This window comes from Iodobacter fluviatilis, from assembly GCF_900451195.1.
Taxonomy (GTDB): Bacteria; Pseudomonadota; Gammaproteobacteria; order Burkholderiales; family Chitinibacteraceae; genus Iodobacter; species Iodobacter fluviatilis.
In genome coordinates, this window is record NZ_UGHR01000006.1 from 24,158 (window position 1) to 42,860 (window position 18,703).

Genomic DNA, 18,703 nt, shown 5'->3' on the forward strand with positions numbered 1-18,703 from the left:
TTTGAAAGAAGCCTCTCTGTATGTGGATAACCAAGGTAAGTATCAAACATCCGGTATTTGCAACCATGGTGATGCTGGCGCTGCTGGTGCTCGGCATGGCTTCATATGGTCTGCTGCCGGTAGAACGCATGCCGCCGGTGGCCAGTCCGCAGGTGTTTGTGCAGCTGAATTATCCGGGTGCATCACCAGAGGCCATTGAAAACGATCTGATCAAGCCCCTAGAAGAGCAGATCAATACCGTGAATGGGGTGAAGCATATCTGGGCCACTGCACGTGAAGGCTCGGCCTTTATGTCGGTAGAGTTTCGCATGGATGCAAACTCGGCCAATGGCTTGCAGGAAATCCGCGATAAAGTGGCTTTGATTAAGCCTAATTTCCCAAAGGAAGCTAAAGATCCGCTGGTGCTGAAAGCAGATATCAGCGGCGAAGCTGAGCCTGTTGTGCAGCTGGCTTTGCGCTCGGGCACGCTTAGCCTGCGTGAGCTGAGCATGCTATCTGAGCAGGTGGTAGTGAAGCGTTTACGCACAGCCCCTGGCGTGGGCAGCATTAACAGTAATGGTTTGGTGAATCGCCAGATTCAGCTGCGTTTGCGCCGCGATGCACTCAATAGCTATGGTCTTGGGGTGGATCAGGTGATGGATGCGGTACGTGAGGCCAACCAAGACGTACCAGCAGGGCGGATCGTGAATGGCGATCATGAGCAGTTGGTGCGCCTTGAAGGCAAGATTAAAGACCCTAAGCAATTTGGCAAAATTATTGTGGCCCGCCAAGCTAATACCCCGGTTTATCTGGAGCAGGTTGCCGATGTGATTGATGGCGAGCAAGAGCGCACTTCGATCTCGCGCCTTGACGGCCAGTCGGTGATCAGCCTCGAGATTTTCCCGATTCAGGGCAGCAATATTGTTGAGCTGGGTGATGGCGTAAAGGCCGTGGTAGAGAAGATGCAATCTTCCTTACCCGCAGGTGCCGAGCTGACTATCGTGCAGGCTAATTCTGATGAAATTAAAAGCGCGCTGAATCACACAAAGACCACCATTTTAGAAGGCGGTATTCTCACCACGCTGATTGTATTTATGTTTTTGCACTCATGGCGCAGCACGGTGATAACGGCTTTAACCTTACCCATCTCGGTGATTGCTACTTTTGTGGTGGTGCACGCCTGCGGGTTCTCTTTAAATATGCTGACATTGATGGCGCTAAGCCTATCCATTGGCTTATTGATTGATGACGCGATTGTGGTACGGGAAAACATTGTCCGCCATTTAGGCATGGGCAAAAATCATTTCCAGGCAGCCCATGACGGTACGGAGGAAATTGGCCTAGCGGTGATGGCCACAACCTTTGCGATCGTAGCGGTGTTTGTGCCGGTGGCGTTTATGCACGGCATTATCGGGCAGTTTTTCTTTCAATTTGGGATTACCGTCACGGTGGCGGTATTGGTTTCACTGTTTGTCAGCTTTACGCTCGACCCGATGTTGTCTTCTATCTGGCACGATCCTGAAGGCAATCGTTTTAAAAATTGGCCACGTATGGGCCGGTTTATGGCGGCTTTTGAGCACAAGATCGAATATCTGCATGAGATCTATGGGCGTTTTCTGGCGTGGTCATTGGGCAAAAGAAAAACAGTATTAGCCGCTGCCTGCGTGTTTTTTCTAAGCAGCCTGTTTTTACTTCCGTTTATTGGTACAGAGTTCGAGCCAAAACAGGATTTGGGCTTAGTTCGTATGCAACTGAATACGCCGATTGGCTCAAGCCTTGCGTATACCGACGATAAGGTGAAGCAGATTGAAGCATCTTTAAAATCATTTAAAGAAATTGCTTCGGTGCAAACAACTGTGGGCGTGCAAAGCAGCAAAAACATGGCTGAAATAACGCTTAAGTTGGTTGAGCGTAAAAAACGCCGCTCGCAAGACGATATCGAAAAAGAAATACGCAAGGTGGTTGGCCGGATCGCAGGCGTAGAGCTGTCGGTGGGGGGCTGGAAGCCGATCTTTATTACGGTATTTGGCCCGGATCCAAGCAAGTTGACCCAGATCACCGGCGATTTAATGAAGAAAATTGCCAAAATTCCGGGTGTGGTCGATCTGGAAAGCAGTGAAAAAGCTTTTACCCCAACACTTGCGATCAAAATTGATAACGAAGCGGCTAATGATCTGGGCCTGAATAATGCCCGGATTGGCAGCGCACTACGTGCATTGATTTCGGGTGAAACGATCAGTCATTACTTGGCCAGCGACGGGCAAAATTATGATGTGGTGGTGCAGCTGGCCGAACAAGACCGCCGTACTGCAGCAGACTTGGGCGATTTGTATTTAAGCAGTAGTAAAAGCAATAGCGACGGCTCGCCCAAGCTGGTGTCTTTGCGCCAGGTAGCCAGCTTAGAAAAAAGCACCAGTGCCCAGCAATTAAAGCGCCTCGATATGCAACGCCGTGTTTCGCTTTACGCCAATGTGCAGGGCCGCCCAAGCGGCACGGTCAGTGGTGAAGTACAAGCGCTGCTGGATAAAACCGAATTGCCCGCTGGCTATCATTTTGGCGCGGGCGGGCAGCAGGCCGAGATGCAAGAAGCTTTTGCAGCGTTCGTGGGGGCCATTGGCCTGGCGCTGATCTTTATTTACTTTGTTTTAGCGTCGCAATTTGGCAGTTTTTTACAGCCTTTGGCGATTATGGCTTCCCTGCCGTTTTCTCTGACTGGCGCTTTACTGGCCTTATTCCTGACCGGCACCACCATTAATTTATTCTCCATGATCGGCTTTATGATGCTGCTCGGTTTAGCCGTTAAAAACGCGATTCTTCTGGTGGATTTTGCCAACACCGCCAAGCGGGAAGGGCTGGCGGTCAAAGATGCTCTGCTTTCTGCCGGACAAGTACGTCTGCGTCCCATTTTGATGACCACCGCTGCGATGATTTTTGGCATGTTGCCGATGTCGCTGGGCCTAGGTGAAGGCGGTGAAACACAGGCGGCCATGGGCAGGGCGATTATCGGCGGTGTGATTTCTTCCACCGTGCTGACCTTGATTGTGGTGCCGATTTTATACGCCTATCTGGATGGCTGGGCCGCCAAGCGTAAAGCGCGTAAGGCGCTGAAACTGGCGGTCGTTTCTGCATAAATTGTAGCGTTCAAAGATGATTGACCTTGCTCTCATCATTAATCAGGAATAAATGCGATGACTGTATTTAAAAAAAGAAGTATTGGCCTGGGCTTATTGTTTGTGGTGCTGGCTGCGGGTGGCGTGGCGTTTACTCAGGGCAAGGCGAAAGAGCCTAAAGCAGAAGACAAAAATACCCCGCGTAAATTGGAGTTTGCCGCAGCAGATTTAGCGGTGGTGACGTTGCGCCCTTTGGATCAGTCCATTCCTATCAACGGGGCTTTGCAGGCTGTGAACCATGCATCGCTGCGCTCAAAAGTATCGGCTCAAGTCGATCAAGTTTTGGTGCGTGAAGGCGAGGAAGTTAAAGCGGGGCAGATCCTGGCGCGCTTTGACGCCAGCAATATTGTGGCGCAATTAAACGAGCGGCAAAGCAATTTGGAAATGGCCAAGGCTGAGCTGAGCCTAGCCGAAAAAACGCATGGCAAAAACCAGACCTTGCAAAAGCAGGGTTTTATTTCTGGTAATGCCTTTGACAGTAGCTCCAGCACACTGGCCGTTAGTCTTGCCAAATTAAAGGCGATTCAGGCACAAGTGGCCGTGGCCAAAAACGCCATGGACGATATGGTGCTGCGTGCGCCCATTGGCGGGCAAATCAGTAAGCGCTCTATTCAACCAGGTGAAAAGGTTGATCAGAATTCCGAGCTATTTAATATTGTTGATTTATCTGCCATGGAGCTGCAAGTGGCCGTGCCCGCCAGCCAGATCGCCCATGTATCGGCAGGGCAGCAGGCCGAGTTTCAGGTCGATGGTTTTAACGGCAAATTATTTAATGGCACCGTGCAGCGCATTAACCCAGAGGTCGAGAAAAACTCACGAGCTATTACTGTGTTTATCGCGGTGAAAAACCCGGCTGGTGCCTTACGCAGCGGTATGTTTGCCAAAGGCCTGCTCGCCCTTGGGCAATCGCAAGCCAAGCTCACCATCCCTAATAGCGCCGTACAGGGCGGCTCAACTGATCCTTATGTTTACAGCCTGGAAAACGGCAAAATCGCCCAAAGAAAAGTCAGCCTAGGCAGTAATGACGAGCGCAGCGGCTTAGTAGAAGTCACCACCGGCCTGAATGCGGGTGTCAAAGTGCTGGCTAGAAAAATGGATGGCATCAAGCCGGGGATGGTAGCGACTGCGGTGGGTGGATGAGTAGTGGACAATGGTTTCTACCGTTTGAATTTATCCTTTTAATTATTTATGGGTGGATATGCAGAATAAAAATACCAATGTTTCGGAAATTAAAAAAACGCACGCAACTGTTTCTTATATTTCTCGGAGAGAAATTTACAGGCTTGCTTTGCAGTCACAAAGCTTAGAGCAAGATTTTTATTTGTCACAGAAAAATAGATTAGAAGTATATTTGAATGAGGTGTTTGATGAATTTGATGTTATTTTACAAAAAGCAACTACTCCTGAATCAAGGTATTTTTTTCGTGAATTGACCGATGCAGGGGTTGATTATCAATTTTTGAAAGCGTGGTATATAGGCTTTAAGGCGAAGAGGGATTGTTTGCTGCAAGGCAATATTTTGAATGATAAATTAAAAACAGCAAAAGAAAGTTTGTCGAGAGTTAGTACAGGTATTTTCTTTAAAAGTGCATTGAAAGGGAGGGAGTCTGACTTTGATTCATTAACCGCAGAGGTTAAGTCTCTTCAGAATGAGATTTATAACTGTGAGCGAAAAGGTAAAGAAGACTCTTTAAATTTTATTAAAGCTTATGATAATCTTTTAAGAAATATGTTGCGTCATGTTGACGTAATTTCTTTGAAACCTTTTGCAAGAAAGGTTGCTGAAATTGTTCGTTACTTCCAATTGAAAGCTAATGAGGAGTCAGAAGTATTTTTAAAAAAGCAAAATGAATTGATTGATTTGATGTACAGCCGAGCTTCTGAGTTAGGACGTTTATATGAAAGGGATAGATTATGAATGAATTTCAAGAAGCGAAAAATAATATTATTAAACAAGTGCTTGGTAGCGTGGAAGTTCCTCCTAAAGATTTTAGTCGTGATTATGATATGACCTCTGGGCTGATTGGTGCTGCCGTTTCAGGCAGTATTGGAGCAATGTTAGGGTCTAGTATTGGTATCGCTGCATTTGGGACTGCAATTTCTGGAGGATGGGTTCTTGTTCCTGTGTTTGCTGTGTTTGGTTTGTTAGCAGGGAAAAAATAATATTTTAATGGTATTGAAGATAAGGGGTGCAATGCCCCCTTACATATTTGTCCGATGTTCTCTTTATTAATGCGGTGATTAAAAATATTTTAATGCGTGTTTTGTTGTTTGATTGAGGTTGAGGATCCTGTCAGTGAATGGTTCTTTTGCCCATGAGGTTAGAGTGTGGGTTGAGATTGCTTTGTTACCCACACTCTGTATATCTTTAAGCCACAGTCTCTGCATTCGCTGGCCGTAATGCCTGCCAGTCTATTTTACGGGTAAGAATCATCACGCAGCTGAGTAAGGCAAACAGCGTGATACTTCCCATCAGCAGCGCCATATCTTCTGATTGCAAGATGCCGTACAGCAGGCCATAGAGCGCTGTTAATACCACGGCAAATCCTACCCCCCGTTGCCATGCGGCCAGTACAAAACTCACGTAATAGCCAAGCAATAACACTGATGCCGCTGCGGCGCTCCAATAGGCTTTGGCAAAGCCTAGGTGTTCAGATAGCGATAATGTCAGCAGGAAAAACAGGGCCAAGGCTGCGCCGACGAGGGCGTATTGCACGGGGTGAATCTCGATTCGCCTCATCAGCGCCATTAAAAACACAGCGCCAAAAATCACCAGTACAAATAATTCGGCGTACTTAATCGTGCGCTCATTTAAGACATATCTATCTACAGGATCAACAAGGCGTAATCCCAGCGAGGCGGAAGAGCACTCTGAGCTGCTGCATTTGCTGGTTTGAGCGCCGCCTGTAGCCAGCTGGCTGGTTTGCCAGCGTGCGCTAAAGCCCTGAGCGGTGACACTGCGCTCTACCGGTGCAAAATTGCCGCTAAAGCTGGGGTGTGGCCAGTTGCCAGCAAGGGCGACATGGCTTTCTTTCCCCACTGGCTCGATCAGTAATTGTGTGGTGCCGTTCAGTTTTAGATGGAGTTTGAAATCCAGTGATTGCTCGGAATCAGCCAGCTTAATCATGGCATGCACACCATTGCCCAGATTTGTGGCGGGTGCTGCCACGGCAACGGCTGCAGCGCTGTCTTCTGCTGTGTTTGTCGTGGCATGAATTGCTGATTGGGCCGTGCCCGGCTCAAAGTTCAGTGTGTCGGCGGCCAGCGTGCCACCCATATTTTGAATCCCACGTACATCCGACAGGCTCAGCACCAGATAAGGCTTGCCCCAGCGGCTGCTGATTTTTTCACGGCTGGAGCCAGGATGCTGCTCATAGCTATTGAGCGGTGCTACGGCAAAACGCCCGGAGAGGATTAAATCACTGCGATAAATGGGCGCTTCAAAAATGCCGCGTTTTAGGCTTTCAACTGCCAATTGCCCCTTGGCCGAAAATTGCTCGGGGCTGATGATGATATTGCGGCTGCTGGTACTGTCTTCCCATGCGCTTATTTTTCCCTGCGGCGTGGTTTGCTCAACGAGTTTGCTGGTGGTTTCAGTGAGTGGCAACACTAAGAAGGGCCCTTTTACGGTTTGTTCGCCAGCGCTGAATTGCGAAATCTCTTGCCGCACTTCCTGAGCACGCTGCTGCCGCTCAAAAACCAGATGTCGTACCATATTTAAAACCACAATCATCCCCAGCATCAGCAGGCCGATGGTGATGATTTTCCACTTTAACTTCATGATATTCCCCTATGCGTTGGTGTGATGGGGGCATTGTGAGGCGCTGATGTGGAGGGAAAATGCGGGGAATGTGGAGATTGTGTGGAGACGGGAGGTTTTGTTTTCGATGCGAAATGCTTCAAATTTAGTCGTACTTTTTGTAAGCAGTGTCTTCGGCACATTGATTTTGGAGCGGTAGCCACCGCGGGGGCCTTCCTTTCTTGAACGGCCAATAAACGAAGCCAAGCCGCAACCCCCAAAGCACGAAGGCCCCGCCCCGCTTGTTCCTCGCTTCGGCGTGCTTCAGGGGGATTTAAAGTCCCGTGCTACGAATTACGATATAAACCCAGATCATTGAATTTGGAAATACTCAAAGCGCAAAGACAAATAGCTTAATTCAAGAAAATGCTTTCCTCCTCATGATTTGGGTCTCTGCCATTTGTTAATCCAAGGGCAAACAAACCCTTGCTACGACTCCAGCTTCAGCATGATTCGCAAGGCTCACACTTCCACCATGTAATTCCAGCATGGTGCGGGTGAGTGCCAGCCCCAGACCGGTGCTTTTTTGGCCGGTGGCGGGTCGGGGTAGGGAGTAGAAGCGCTCGAACAGGCGGGGAAAGGCGTAGTCGGGGATAGGCTCGCCCTGGTTGTGGATGGCTATTTGCAAATTTTGCGCTTCAATTTTCAGCTCGATATGGATCTGGCCGTGCTCGGGGGTGAAATCCAGCGCGTTTTGCAGCAGATTTCTGATGGCTTGGGCGAGTAAAAAGGCTTCGCCTTGGATGATGATGCTGGGCCATGGCGCGTGCAGTATTTGCCGTGTACCGGCTTGCGGTGTGAGTGCGTTGATGGCTTCGTCCAGCAGCTTAGCGATATCTACCGGCCCGGCGTCTTTCAGGCCGTGCCTGGCTTCTAGCGTGGCGAGTTGCAGTAGGCGGTCGACAATTTGCTGCATGCGTGCGGTTTCTTGGCGGATATGGCCGGTAAAACGGCTGTGATCGCTCTCTTTAAGTGCCTGTCCTTCTTCAAATAAAATTTCTGCCGCACCGCGTATGCCTGCTAGGGGCGATTTCAGCTCGTGGGTCAGGTCGTGCACATAGTTTTCAATATAGGCCTTGCCTTCCAAGCGCTCCCGCATAGTGCCGAGTGCTGTGGCTAGGGTGGTGAGCTCGCGATTGGCGGTGAAGGTGGGCACGGGCACGGTTTGGCCATCGCTCACTGCCAGCGCAAAGCCGGTGAGTTTGTTAATGCCTCGGCTTAGCCACCATGAAAACAGCGCGCCAATGACTAGGCCAACGGCCAGCAGCAGGAGGCCTGCCCGCCAGAGTTTATTTTCGCTGCGATCGATAAAGGGCTGCATGGCCCAGTTGGGGCGGGCGACGGTGAGTACGCCCACGATTTCTTTGCCCTTGGTAATCGGGGCGGCGACGTGCATCACGGTGGATAGCTCATTTTTTGGATCGGCTAGCGAGCTGCGCGCACCATATTGGCCGCGTAGTGTGAGGTAAACATCGCGCCACTGGCTATAATCCTGCCCTAGCGCCTGGCCGGTGGAATCCATCATCACCTTGCCTTTGGCATCGGTCACATAGACGCGTAGAAAGGTTTTATCGCGTGGTACGCCCCACACTTTGGCTTGCGGATTTCTTTCGGCAAACAGTTTAATTGCTTTGGCAAAGCGGCCCGCATCGAGTCGCCCGGCCACAAAATCAGGCTGGATCAGCTCGGCCAGCAGATTGGCGGTATCGACCAGCACTTCTTCGCTGGATTGACGTACCGCAGGTTTGATTTCATCTCTGACTAGGCTCAGTACATAGGCGGCCAGCAGGCTGACCAGCAAAAAGTAGCCAAAGAAAATCCGCAGTGAAAAGCGCATTAAACCTGCTCCAGCGCATAGCCAAAGCCACGGTGGGTGGCGATAGGGTCTAGATTGGGCCGTACAACTCGCAATTTAGCGCGCAAGCTTTTGATATGGCTGTCGATGGTGCGCTCAAAGCTGTCTTCGGCGGCTTCGCCAAGTGCATCCAGCAATTGGGCTCGGCTGAATACCTGGCCAGGATGGGCGAGTAGGGTGATGAGCAGCCGGTATTCTGATGGTGTGAGCGTGAGATTATTGCCCGCGTATTGCACCCGTTTGGCCGCGGCATCGTGCACAAACAGCCCGTTATGGATGGCGGAATGGCTGATGATGGCGGCTGGGTTGCTGCGCTTTAAAATGGCTTTTACCCGGGCGGCGACTTCGCGCGGGCTAAAGGGCTTAAGCACATAATCATCTGCGCCCAGCTCCAAGCCTAAAATCCGGTCGAATTCCTCGCTTCTGGCTGTGAGCAGCAGCACCGGCAGCTCGCTGTAGCGACGCAGGCGTTTAAGTACTTCTAGGCCGCTATCGTCGGGCAGGCCGATATCTAAAATTAGCAGATCGGGCTTTTGCGCCTGAATCGCCGCTTCGCCTTCTCTTGCCAGACTGTAGCAGCTCACGCTAAAGCCTTCCCGCTCCAGCGCAAAGCGCAGCGTATCGGAGATGGCCGCTTCGTCTTCGATCAGAATGATGGATGACATAAGTGAGATCGCTCTTATTGGATGGCCTTGATTGTAAGTGACTTTGTGGCACGGTTGTCAGCGTATTTCCTGCTATGCTGCATTGCAGCATAATTTTAATCTCTCTGCTTTAAGCTGCGGCTTATGGGTCTGCATCAAACACTGGCGGTTTGAGCTCTGCATTTGCAAGGTTCACGCCGCAGAGGGCTGGCTATGACTAAAAAAGTGATTAATCTTGCTTTGCAAGGTGGCGGTGCGCATGGCGCATTTACCTGGGGCGTGCTGGATGCCTTGCTTGAAGACGGGCGTATTCAGTTTGAAGGGGTGAGCGGCACTAGTGCAGGAGCGATGAATGCGGTGGTGCTGGCTCAGGGTTTGATGGAGGGGGGAGCGAGTGGGGCTAGGTTGGCACTGGATCAGTTCTGGCAAGCGCTGGCGGGGAGCATGCCGGGGGATTTAGGCCAAGGCGACGGTGCGGGCATCAGCTCGGTGACCAAGGCAATGCAGCAGTGGACGCGTTATTTGTCCCCCAGCCAAATGAATCCTTTTGATTTAAATCCTCTACGTGATTTGGTTGTAAAACAAATTGATTTTGCCGCTTTGCAAACGCAGAGCCCGGTTAAATTATTTATTGCCACCACGCATGCTAATTCAGGCAAGTTAAGAATTTTTCAGAATCATGAAATGAGTGCCGATGTCATTTTGGCCTCTGCCTGTTTGCCGACGATGTACCGCAGTGTATTAATTGATGGCGAGCCTTATTGGGATGGTGCTTATTCGGCCAACCCGGCGGTGTACCCATTATTTGATTACTGTGGTGCCTGCGATATTTTGCTGATTTTATTGCAGCCTTTAAGCTTGGACGCTACGCCTGATTCTGCCAGAGAGATTCAAAGCAGGATTCTGGATATTACTTTTCAATCGGGCTTTTTGCGTGAAATGCAAATGTTTACACGGCTTAAAGCGCGCCGGCCACTTTTTGTTTGGTCCAAATTAGACAGGCATATTGCCCGTACCCATTTTCATCTGATTGAGGCGGATTTAGCGCAATTTGATGCCGAATCTAAATTAGCCGTGAATCTGAAGTTCTTTGCCACGCTCAAAGATCTGGGAAGGGAGGCGGGGCAGAAATGGCTGGCAGCTCATCATCTTCAGTTAGGTAAGTCATCCAGCGTGAATTTGGCTGAGGTATTTGCCTGATTGTCGGATTGAACTGAATGGGTGGGAGATTTGTGCCTAATTTTGCTATTTGCCTAGGCAATGCGGCGAAAGTAGCCGTGTTGCTGCATAATGTGCATTAACTCAACAACAAAAAAGGATAGGAGTTTCTTGAAACTCCGGATATGGGTAGTAGTATCTTACTGATTATTCTCGCTTTTCTGCTTGTGCTTCTTAACGGCTTTTTTGTGGCCGCAGAGTTTGGTTTAGTTAAATTACGCTCTACTCGTGTCAAAGCCATTGCCAAAACAATGGGCTGGCGCGGGCGCATTTTACTGAAAGTGCATGGCGATTTAGATGCCTATCTTTCAGCTTGTCAGCTTGGTATTACCCTTGCATCCCTTGGTCTTGGCTGGATTGGTGAGCCTGCTTTTGTGCAGCTGCTGCAACCCATTCTGGGCGCGCTGGGTATTGTGAACGAAGCACTGGTACATTCTATTTCCTTTGCTGTTGCCTTCTTTATTATTTCTTATCTGCATATTGTGGTGGGCGAGCTGGCCCCCAAATCCATGGCGATTCGTATGCCTGGCAAAATCAGTATGTGGACGGCCGTACCGCTGTATTGCTTTTACTGGCTGATGTATCCCGCCATCTGGATGCTTAATCACAGTGCTAACTGGGTGCTGCGTAAAGTGGGCCTAGATGCCGCGCCCGGCCACGACAGCCATTATTCCTCAGAAGAGCTGAAGCTGATTCTGCGTACCTCGCAGTCTGATGATCAATATAGCGAAGATGATTGGCGTGTACTTGCGCAGGCCTTGGATTTCCGTGATCTGGATGTTGCCGATTTAATGCACCCGTTCAGCGAAGCCGTGGCTTTGTCGGCCAGTGCCGATATCGAAACCAGCTTGGATAAAATTGTTCAGCATCGTTATAGCCGCTACCCCTTGCTGGACGAAAATGGCCATGTGCAATCGGTGGTCCATTTAAAAGATATTTTCTTTGCCATGCGTAAAGGCGAGATGCCTGAGCGATTGGATAAATTGGCGCGTCCGGTGCAAACCGTTTCGCCGCGTTTATCTGCTTCTGAATTATTTAAACGTTTCCAGCATGGCGCGCCGCATTTTGCCGTGGTGGCTTATCAAGATGGCCAGCCGCTTGGTTTTATCACCTTGGATAATTTGCTCGGCGCTTTGGTGGGCGAGATTCGAGATGAATTCCGCCAAGCGCAAAATGAATGGTCCAAGCTGGATGATGGCTCGATGATAGGTAAAGGCAGCTTAACTATCTTTACCCTTGAGCGCGCCTTGGGCATTGATATCGAAGACACCGATGTGGATTCGGTAGGTGGCTTGATTATGCAGCAGCTGGGTGATTTACCTAGCGAAGGCCAGCGTATTCAGTTTGAGCATTTTGATGCCGTTGTCAAAAAAATGAATGGGCCAAGAATTGTGCTGGTGAGAATTTATCCACGGGAAACGGTGAGCTGATGGGGGCTAGGGGGGATTTAAGTCCTGTGCTTTGATCCGCGAGGAAGATCTATGATTACTGAGTTTGAAAATACTTAAAACCTAGAGTACGCAGGGTTACTTCAAGGCTATTTTTTTCCGTGAAAAGCCGTGTTCTCTGAGGCCTCCGTGGTTCAAGATTTGGGTTTTGTAATGCCATACCGTTTACGTTTAGCTTATTAGCTCGCACCCGTCCTAGACTTCCCCACGTTTCTTTGACATGCTTGCATCAATCTTATTAATCTAAAGATGCCGATGCAAGCATTTGTCTTTCTGCTGTTTCTTGGCTTACTTTCCTCAGCACAAGCCGCTACCAAGCCCTGCCGTATCGATGGATTTCCTCAGGAAGTGCAATGTGGGCAGATTGCTAGGCCGCTTAATCCGGCCGAACCTCAGGGTAAGCAAATCCAGATTCATTATCTGGTGCTGCGTGCGCAGGATCGTAATCAGCTGGCGGATCCGATTTTTTTTCTGGCTGGTGGGCCGGGGCAGAGCGCGATCAATGTGGCGGGCTGGGCTGAGCATCTGTTCAATAAATTGCAATTACGCCGTGATGTGGTTTTTGTAGATCAGCGTGGTACGGGCCGCTCTGCACCTTTGGAATGCCCAGAATCGCAAGATTTAAGCAAGCTGACTGATAGCGAGGGTGCGCTGCGTGAAATCAGGCACTGCCAGGCCGCCTTGCAAAAACTGCCCTATGGCGATCTGCGCTTTTTTACTACTTCGATTGCTGTGCAGGATTTAGATGCCGTGCGTAAGGCTGAAGGCTATCCGGCGATCAATCTGGTTGGCGTTTCCTACGGTACTCGGCTAGGGCTGGAGTATTTACGCCAATATCCGCAAGCAGTGCGGCGAGTGGTGCTCGATGGCGTGTTGCCGCCTGATTACGCCATATCAGGCAGCGATATACAAAAGGCGCTGGACAGCCTGTTTGCCGATTGCCGTAGCGATGCACGTTGCCAAAGTACTTATCCAAACCTAGCGCAGAGCTGGCGCGATTTGTTGGCCAGTACGCCTAAAGCCACGATTCTCAAACACCCCCGTTTAAATACTGAAGCCAATGTGACCATCAGCCGCAACAGCGTGCTGGGCATGGTGTCGGCCGTGCTGTATTCACCGGTGAATAGCTCAGGTCTGCCTTTTGCCATTACCGAGGCTAGGGCAGGACGATTTAACCCCTTGCTGGCGCTTAGCGGCCAGACGGCTTTGCCCAATGCGGGCAAGATTTTTGCAGGTATGCATTATTCAGTATGGTGCGCTGAGGAAGCGGGGCGCTTGCCAGTGCTCGATGATGATTTTGGCCGTTTTCGCAGCGAAACCTATCGAAAAATATGTGGTGAGTGGCCACGCGGCAGCGTGCCTGCAGCTTTTTATACCCTGCCCAAAAGCGCATCCCCGGTATTGCTGTTGAGCGGCGGTCTGGATCCGGTGACGCCACCTCAGCATGCGACACACGTTGCCAAAGCGCTGGGAGACAAAGCCAAGCATGTGGTGCTGGGCAAATCCGGCCACGGCATGCTGACGCAAAGCTGTGTGGATGATCTGGTTTATCGCTTTATAAACGCTGAAGATGCGCAAAAAACAGACCTAAGCTGCGTAAAACCCATTCCAAGGCCTGTGGTGTGGGTCTTGCCTAAAGGTTAAGCCAAACCCAAATCTTGAATTCTGTGGCTCAAGGTTTGGCTTCTTAAAGGAATGATTCAATGTTGGTGATCACACCATGATTATTGTCGAGCAATTATCTAAGCAATTTGTCCGTGAAGCGGGCTTGGGCTGGCGGCGTTCTAAAAGTGTGGTTCAGGCCGTGAAGGATATTCACTTTAGCGCGGCAGATGGCATGGTCACTGGCTTATTGGGTGCCAATGGCGCGGGCAAAACCACGACATTGCGTATGATTGCCGCGTTGCTAGCCAGCGACACTGGGCAGATTTTGGTGGATGGCGTAGCGGTTGAGGCGGGTAAGCAGGCCACACAAGCGCGGATGGGGGTGTTGTCTGATGCGCGGGGTTTGTACCCAAGGCTGAGCGCCCGTGAAAACATTGCTTATTATGGTGTGCTGCATGGCATGAGCCATGACGAGGCCAATGAGCGCGCAACGGCACTGGCCGATGCGCTGGATATGCGTGCCTTGCTGGAGCGGCGCTGCGAAGGCTTTAGCCAAGGTGAAAAAATGAAAACGGCACTGGCAAGGGCGCTGGTGCACGATCCGCAGAATATCATTCTGGACGAGCCCACCAATGGCCTCGATGTACTGGCCACTAGGGCGCTGCGTGAGTTTCTGGCATGGCTGAAATCGCCAGCTGGCGGCAGCAAATGTATTTTGTTTTCGACCCATATCATGCAAGAAGTAGAGCGGCTTTGCGATCATGTGGTGATTGTGGCTGGCGGCGAAACCGTCGCACAGGGCACGGTAGCCGAGTTATTAGATCAGGCAAAAGAAAGCAATTTTGAAGATGCTTTTGTGAAACTGGCCTTTGCTTGAAGCATTCAAAAATGCGGATTACTTAGGTGTGCAAATAAAACCCAAATCTTGAAACACAGAGAATACGGAGAAAATCATTTTATGTTTTGGTTTACTCCGTGGCCCTCCGTGTTCTCCTTAACTCCGTGGTTCAAGATTTGGGTTTTAAATATAAAATCAACTGGATATGATCGCATGATGATTTGGGAAATATTTAAAAAAGAATGGGTCGATTCATTAAGAGACCGGCGCACCATGCTGGTGGTGATTTTGTCTTCTTTAATGGGCATGCCCTTTTTTTTATTTATTAGCTCTGAAGCGTATTCCAGAATGGATGAGCAAAAGCGCTTTATTCGCGTAGTCGGGGCTCAATATGCGCCGGAGTTAATCAATTATATTGCCCGGCAGGGTTTTGAAATTAAAACCGCAGGGCCAGATTATGCGAATAAATTACACAGCAAAGAATATACCGAGCCGGTACTGTTGTTGCCGCAAGATTTTGCCCGTCAATATGCATCAGGGATTGCACCCAGGGTAGAGATTGTCAGTGATCTGGCGAATAAAGATACCCAAATGGGCGTGCGGCCAATTAAGGTGTTATTGCAAGGCTTTATGCAAGAGCAAGCGGTTTTAAATCTAAGCATGCGTGGTGTTTCTGCAGAAATATTAACGGTGTTAAAAGTAGAAGAGCGTCATTTAAGCCGTGCACAAAATCAGCAGAGTGCAGGGCTTAAAGAAATGCTGCCCTTTATGTTTATCATGACGCTATTAGGCGTGGGCATGTATGCGGCGATTGATACTTCAGCAGGGGAGAGAGAGCGTGGTTCTTTAGAACCTCTAATGATGAATCCCATATCGAGCTGGCATTTCGCTTTGGGCAAATGGGCCGCGGTAGGCACACTCACGGTGTGTGTATTGTTTTTTAATGTGATGAGTATTTTTCCCTCGCTATTATTAATTAAAAACGAAGTATTAAAAATCGCTTTTCAATTTTCAATTAAAGACGCTTTTGTGTTTTTGGCCGTGCTATGCCCGCTGGCACTAGCCATTGCCGCCCTGCAAATCGCCGTGGCGATGAATGGTAAAAGCCATAAGGAAGCGCAGGCCAGAAACTCCATGCTGATGCTGCTGGCTCCACTGGCTTTGGTGATTGGGATGTTGAAGCAAGGCGCTGATCCCGTCTGGTTTTCCTGGGTGCCACTTCTGGCACAAAACCAGCTGATTATCAAAATTCTCAACGGCGAAACCCTGAGCCTTGCAGAAGTGCTCATCCCCGTATTGGTTTGTGTGTTGATCTTGTTGGCAAGCCTGAGCTATACCGCGCAGAAAATGCGGCGGGTGGTGATGCAGTAGTTTTGAGTGTGATTGGGCCGTATTTTATTGAGCTGATATTACGCAGCAACACCCAAATCTTGAATTACAGAGAGCATGGATTTTCACTGAGAAAAATAAAGCTTAATTTGGGTTGTTTTGTAGATTTTAAGTGTTTTAAAACCCAGTAACTAGGGTAAGTAAAGCAGCTTGTGGCGCAGGGCTTAATCTCTCTTTGAAACACGTCGGAGCGAGGAACAAGCTGAGCGGAGGATCTCTTGGTGCGGTATCTTGTTCAATTTATCCACTCAAATTCGCATTGACCACAGGCAGTAAACTTACCAATTTAGTCATCAGCAAACATAGGTCAGTGCTTAGTAAAAACGGCTGAGTTAGACTATGCGAGAGGCCGCAGTCGGCCAGAAGCGGTCACTCAGTAGCGCTTTTTTTTTATTTTGCCTGCACTAGGAGAGCCAATGTTTCGCTTCACGTTAATGATTTCATTCTGTTTATGTTCGCTTGCAGCCAATGCAGGATTAGACATCATCGCTTATGAAAAACTGAGTATCGTTTCAGCGCCGAAATTTGACAAAGATGGGCGGCCACTGGGAGAACAGCAGGTCAAATTGGCTCCCGTTGAATTTGCGGAGCGCTTTACTGGTCTGATAGCCGGAAAAGTGTATAAGTATCAATCAGCTTTCAGCTTTAGGGCTGGCTCCTACTCAGGTTACAACGATTGGCGGAACGAGTTGGCAAAGCTCGCGGGCTATGCTCAGACACCCTACCAATCGCTTAATGGCGAAATAGCGCAGCGATATGATGTAACAGTCTGGAATGTGAAGAAGGGTCCATTCTGGGAGTTGATTGACTTCTCTGACTCCGAAGGCGTAATCGGTCCTGTAGTATGTAAACGCATTTCTAAAGATTTTATTCAGTATCAATCTGCCGCGTCCAAGCATCCCGATAAGTCATTTCGCAACGCTTATGAAGGCTGGAAGAAGGCATTTTCCATGTGTGCTAATAGCGGAGCTATAGCCTTTTATTGATGCTGAGTTAAAGGCGACCTTGTCAGGTGATCACCTTGCGCGCTCGAGGTACAACTCACTATTTGAATCGTTGTAAATTTATTCATGGTGTTGTACGTAGCGAGTCATGTTGCATTTTTCGTATCCTGCGATTTCCTATAAAAGGACTGCTTTGGCCGAACAGCACTGGCACAAGTCAAAAGTATTGAAGGCCGCAACCAGATGGTTAGCGGCCTTTCAATTTTATAGCCTAGGCATCGACACCTCGGCCCAAACAGACCATCCGCGCAATCTTGTTTGGTGGCCAAACTCCGTAAGACACTACACTAATTCACTTCATCACCATCAAACAAAGCAACTGCGGTTGTAATGCCAATGATGTGGCGCACGCCATTCACGTCAAAGATTTGTTCTTCCTCCGTTTGTGGTTTTCGCATCCATAATTGAGCTGATAAGCCCCCTTTGGCAGAGTAAAACCCAAACCAATTTATAACTTGGGCAACATAGCACTGACCTTTCAGTTTTACCGGAATGTCCGCAACAATTTCAAACGTATAATGTCCTCGTCCAAACCCGTAATAAGCACCAAGATCTTCTTCTTTGACCGATTCAGGAATCGGACACAAGGGTTGCTCATTTATACCGTATCGACTCGATTGCTTATCCACATGAGTCAGCGAACGGGATAATGCGGCATGCAAATCCTTATTGAGCTGCCAAGTTGTGCCATTCTCACGCTTTTGAACTTTAGGAATTAAGAATTGATAACGGTAGTTCAGAGTTAAAGTGGGCACTTTACCAACAGGCTTTAGCGCCCTGAGTAAATAAAGGCGATCTGAACCATAGTGACCACTGCGGTAGGCAAAGTAAGTCCGCTCGCGCAAACGAATCAAACTCGCGTCTTGATTCGATCCACGACCATTGAGTGAATAAAGGTAAGAGCGTTGATTTTCATCCTCGCTAGCAAATGAGTTCGCCGATGTATAAGCACCAACAAACTTACCACCACTTTGCTGCAGCACACTGATATACGAATATAAGCCAGTACCACCAAGATAGGAGTCGATAATCAAATCGCGATGCCCATCCGCATCAAGATCTACAAGGGTATAGCTAGCATTGCCATTCTCACCGCCACCCTCGATATTTGCAGCCACTAATGCACGCCACTCTTCAACACTGACGCCTTTGGGCTTTACTTTCGGAAAGCGCTGTTCTGCAAATTCTTCTATATCATCCTTTTGATTGGTAAATTTGGTGCTCTGATTTTTAATCGTTAACGATTTCAGCGTATGTTCTAAAGCAAACTCTGGGTCAATTTTGCTTCGAGCTTGAATCATTTTCTTTAAATCCAAAATGGCCAGCTTATCAATTTGATCGGGTTGATAAGCAGTATTCACATGAAGTAAACCTTGTAGGAACAGAATTTGCGTTTGGTAACTAGTCGTAATACACGCGATATCGCTCTTGCAAAGATCAAGCTTTTTTAGCCAGTTCTTTTGCGATTGCCGATAGCTGGCACGCTCAGGAAATTGAAGGACTTGATTAAATAAGGTCGATAAAGCTTGATCCAATTGCAGCAATGATGGATTGGTGCAAATCGTTTTTTCCGTGTCACTACTTGCTTGAGGACAAGCGATATCTTGCGCATTGGAAACACCCGAAACAAAGATGAATGCGAAAATTAATGTGAGTCTAGCCAAAAATTGGTGTTGCAAAGAAGTCCCCATTTAGAGCGCCGAGCAGCTCTAAAAAGCTATATCAGTTATTGTCGCCGATGAATTACTATATCA

The 18,703-nt window shown here is 48.9% G+C and carries 14 protein-coding genes; 10 read left to right on the forward strand and 4 right to left on the reverse strand.

Going from position 1 to position 18,703, the window contains the following annotated elements; genetic code table 11:
* Positions 1-20: 20 nt before the first annotated feature.
* Genes DYD62_RS21815 through DYD62_RS21830 form a run of 4 tightly spaced genes read left to right on the forward strand, consistent with a single transcriptional unit; the run spans position 21 to position 5,312 of the window.
* On the forward strand, positions 21-3,110 hold the full coding sequence (locus DYD62_RS21815) for an efflux RND transporter permease subunit (protein WP_115230028.1): 3,090 nt from the start codon (positions 21-23) through the stop codon (positions 3,108-3,110).
* Between the two features lie 57 nt (positions 3,111-3,167).
* Positions 3,168-4,289, forward strand: coding sequence for an efflux RND transporter periplasmic adaptor subunit (locus DYD62_RS21820; protein ID WP_115230029.1), 1,122 nt, complete (start codon positions 3,168-3,170; stop codon positions 4,287-4,289).
* Between the two features lie 58 nt (positions 4,290-4,347).
* Positions 4,348-5,067, forward strand: coding sequence for a hypothetical protein (locus DYD62_RS21825; protein ID WP_115230030.1), 720 nt, complete (start codon positions 4,348-4,350; stop codon positions 5,065-5,067).
* Entirely contained in the window at positions 5,064-5,312 is a 249-nt protein-coding gene (locus tag DYD62_RS21830; protein ID WP_115230031.1) for a hypothetical protein, read from the forward strand. Before DYD62_RS21825 ends, DYD62_RS21830 begins: the two co-directional genes overlap by 4 nt.
* Before the next feature lie 205 nt (positions 5,313-5,517).
* Here DYD62_RS21830 and creD read toward each other — a convergent pair whose 3' ends face one another.
* The 3 genes from creD to creB all read right to left on the reverse strand — a co-directional run bounded on the left by creD (position 5,518) and on the right by creB (position 9,468).
* On the reverse strand, positions 5,518-6,930 hold the full coding sequence (gene creD, locus DYD62_RS21835; protein WP_115230032.1) for a cell envelope integrity protein CreD: 1,413 nt from the start codon (positions 6,928-6,930) through the stop codon (positions 5,518-5,520).
* A gap of 421 nt (positions 6,931-7,351) precedes the next feature.
* Positions 7,352-8,785, reverse strand: coding sequence for a two-component system sensor histidine kinase CreC (gene creC / locus DYD62_RS21840; RefSeq protein ID WP_115230033.1), 1,434 nt, complete (start codon positions 8,783-8,785; stop codon positions 7,352-7,354).
* On the reverse strand, positions 8,785-9,468 hold the full coding sequence (gene creB, locus DYD62_RS21845; protein WP_115230034.1) for a two-component system response regulator CreB: 684 nt from the start codon (positions 9,466-9,468) through the stop codon (positions 8,785-8,787). Before creB ends, creC begins: the two co-directional genes overlap by 1 nt.
* Before the next feature lie 192 nt (positions 9,469-9,660).
* Here creB and DYD62_RS21850 point away from each other — a divergent pair, with 192 nt between their 5' ends.
* The 6 genes from DYD62_RS21850 to DYD62_RS21875 all read left to right on the forward strand — a co-directional run bounded on the left by DYD62_RS21850 (position 9,661) and on the right by DYD62_RS21875 (position 16,931).
* On the forward strand, positions 9,661-10,647 hold the full coding sequence (locus DYD62_RS21850) for a patatin-like phospholipase family protein (protein WP_115230035.1): 987 nt from the start codon (positions 9,661-9,663) through the stop codon (positions 10,645-10,647).
* 143 nt (positions 10,648-10,790) lie between these two features.
* Complete coding sequence (locus DYD62_RS21855; RefSeq protein ID WP_115230036.1) at positions 10,791-12,095, forward strand: hemolysin family protein; 1,305 nt, start codon at positions 10,791-10,793, stop codon at positions 12,093-12,095.
* 273 nt (positions 12,096-12,368) lie between these two features.
* A complete protein-coding gene (locus DYD62_RS21860; RefSeq protein WP_165928754.1) occupies positions 12,369-13,757 on the forward strand; it encodes an alpha/beta hydrolase in 1,389 nt (462 codons plus the stop codon).
* 76 nt (positions 13,758-13,833) lie between these two features.
* The gene (locus tag DYD62_RS21865) at positions 13,834-14,595 is read left to right on the forward strand and encodes an ABC transporter ATP-binding protein (protein WP_115230038.1); all 762 of its coding nucleotides are present in this window, start codon (positions 13,834-13,836) and stop codon (positions 14,593-14,595) included.
* Between the two features lie 174 nt (positions 14,596-14,769).
* The gene (locus tag DYD62_RS21870; protein WP_165928755.1) at positions 14,770-15,927 is read left to right on the forward strand and encodes an ABC transporter permease; all 1,158 of its coding nucleotides are present in this window, start codon (positions 14,770-14,772) and stop codon (positions 15,925-15,927) included.
* A 434-nt stretch (positions 15,928-16,361) separates the two neighbouring features.
* Entirely contained in the window at positions 16,362-16,931 is a 570-nt protein-coding gene (locus DYD62_RS21875; protein ID WP_115230040.1) for a hypothetical protein, read from the forward strand.
* Positions 16,932-17,236: 305 nt separating this feature from the next.
* On the opposite strand, the gene DYD62_RS21880 is transcribed toward DYD62_RS21875, so the two are convergent.
* The gene (locus DYD62_RS21880) at positions 17,237-18,640 is read right to left on the reverse strand and encodes a lysozyme inhibitor LprI family protein (RefSeq protein WP_115230041.1); all 1,404 of its coding nucleotides are present in this window, start codon (positions 18,638-18,640) and stop codon (positions 17,237-17,239) included.
* Between the last annotated feature and the right edge of the window lie 63 nt (positions 18,641-18,703).

What these genes read in the sequence shown, in the direction of transcription:
- creB (WP_115230034.1), bottom strand. Translation starts at nt 9,468, where the DNA reads ATGTCATCCATCATTCTGATCGAAGACGAAGCGGCCATCTCCGATACG.
- DYD62_RS21815 (WP_115230028.1), top strand. Translation starts at nt 21, where the DNA reads ATGTGGATAACCAAGGTAAGTATCAAACATCCGGTATTTGCAACCATG.
- DYD62_RS21850 (WP_115230035.1), top strand. Translation starts at nt 9,661, where the DNA reads ATGACTAAAAAAGTGATTAATCTTGCTTTGCAAGGTGGCGGTGCGCAT.
- DYD62_RS21875 (WP_115230040.1), top strand. Translation starts at nt 16,362, where the DNA reads ATGTTTCGCTTCACGTTAATGATTTCATTCTGTTTATGTTCGCTTGCA.
- DYD62_RS21870 (WP_165928755.1), top strand. Translation starts at nt 14,770, where the DNA reads ATGATGATTTGGGAAATATTTAAAAAAGAATGGGTCGATTCATTAAGA.
- DYD62_RS21825 (WP_115230030.1), top strand. Translation starts at nt 4,348, where the DNA reads ATGCAGAATAAAAATACCAATGTTTCGGAAATTAAAAAAACGCACGCA.
- DYD62_RS21860 (WP_165928754.1), top strand. Translation starts at nt 12,369, where the DNA reads ATGCAAGCATTTGTCTTTCTGCTGTTTCTTGGCTTACTTTCCTCAGCA.
- DYD62_RS21865 (WP_115230038.1), top strand. Translation starts at nt 13,834, where the DNA reads ATGATTATTGTCGAGCAATTATCTAAGCAATTTGTCCGTGAAGCGGGC.
- creD (WP_115230032.1), bottom strand. Translation starts at nt 6,930, where the DNA reads ATGAAGTTAAAGTGGAAAATCATCACCATCGGCCTGCTGATGCTGGGG.
- DYD62_RS21830 (WP_115230031.1), top strand. Translation starts at nt 5,064, where the DNA reads ATGAATGAATTTCAAGAAGCGAAAAATAATATTATTAAACAAGTGCTT.
- DYD62_RS21855 (WP_115230036.1), top strand. Translation starts at nt 10,791, where the DNA reads ATGGGTAGTAGTATCTTACTGATTATTCTCGCTTTTCTGCTTGTGCTT.
- creC (WP_115230033.1), bottom strand. Translation starts at nt 8,785, where the DNA reads ATGCGCTTTTCACTGCGGATTTTCTTTGGCTACTTTTTGCTGGTCAGC.
- DYD62_RS21820 (WP_115230029.1), top strand. Translation starts at nt 3,168, where the DNA reads ATGACTGTATTTAAAAAAAGAAGTATTGGCCTGGGCTTATTGTTTGTG.
- DYD62_RS21880 (WP_115230041.1), bottom strand. Translation starts at nt 18,640, where the DNA reads ATGGGGACTTCTTTGCAACACCAATTTTTGGCTAGACTCACATTAATT.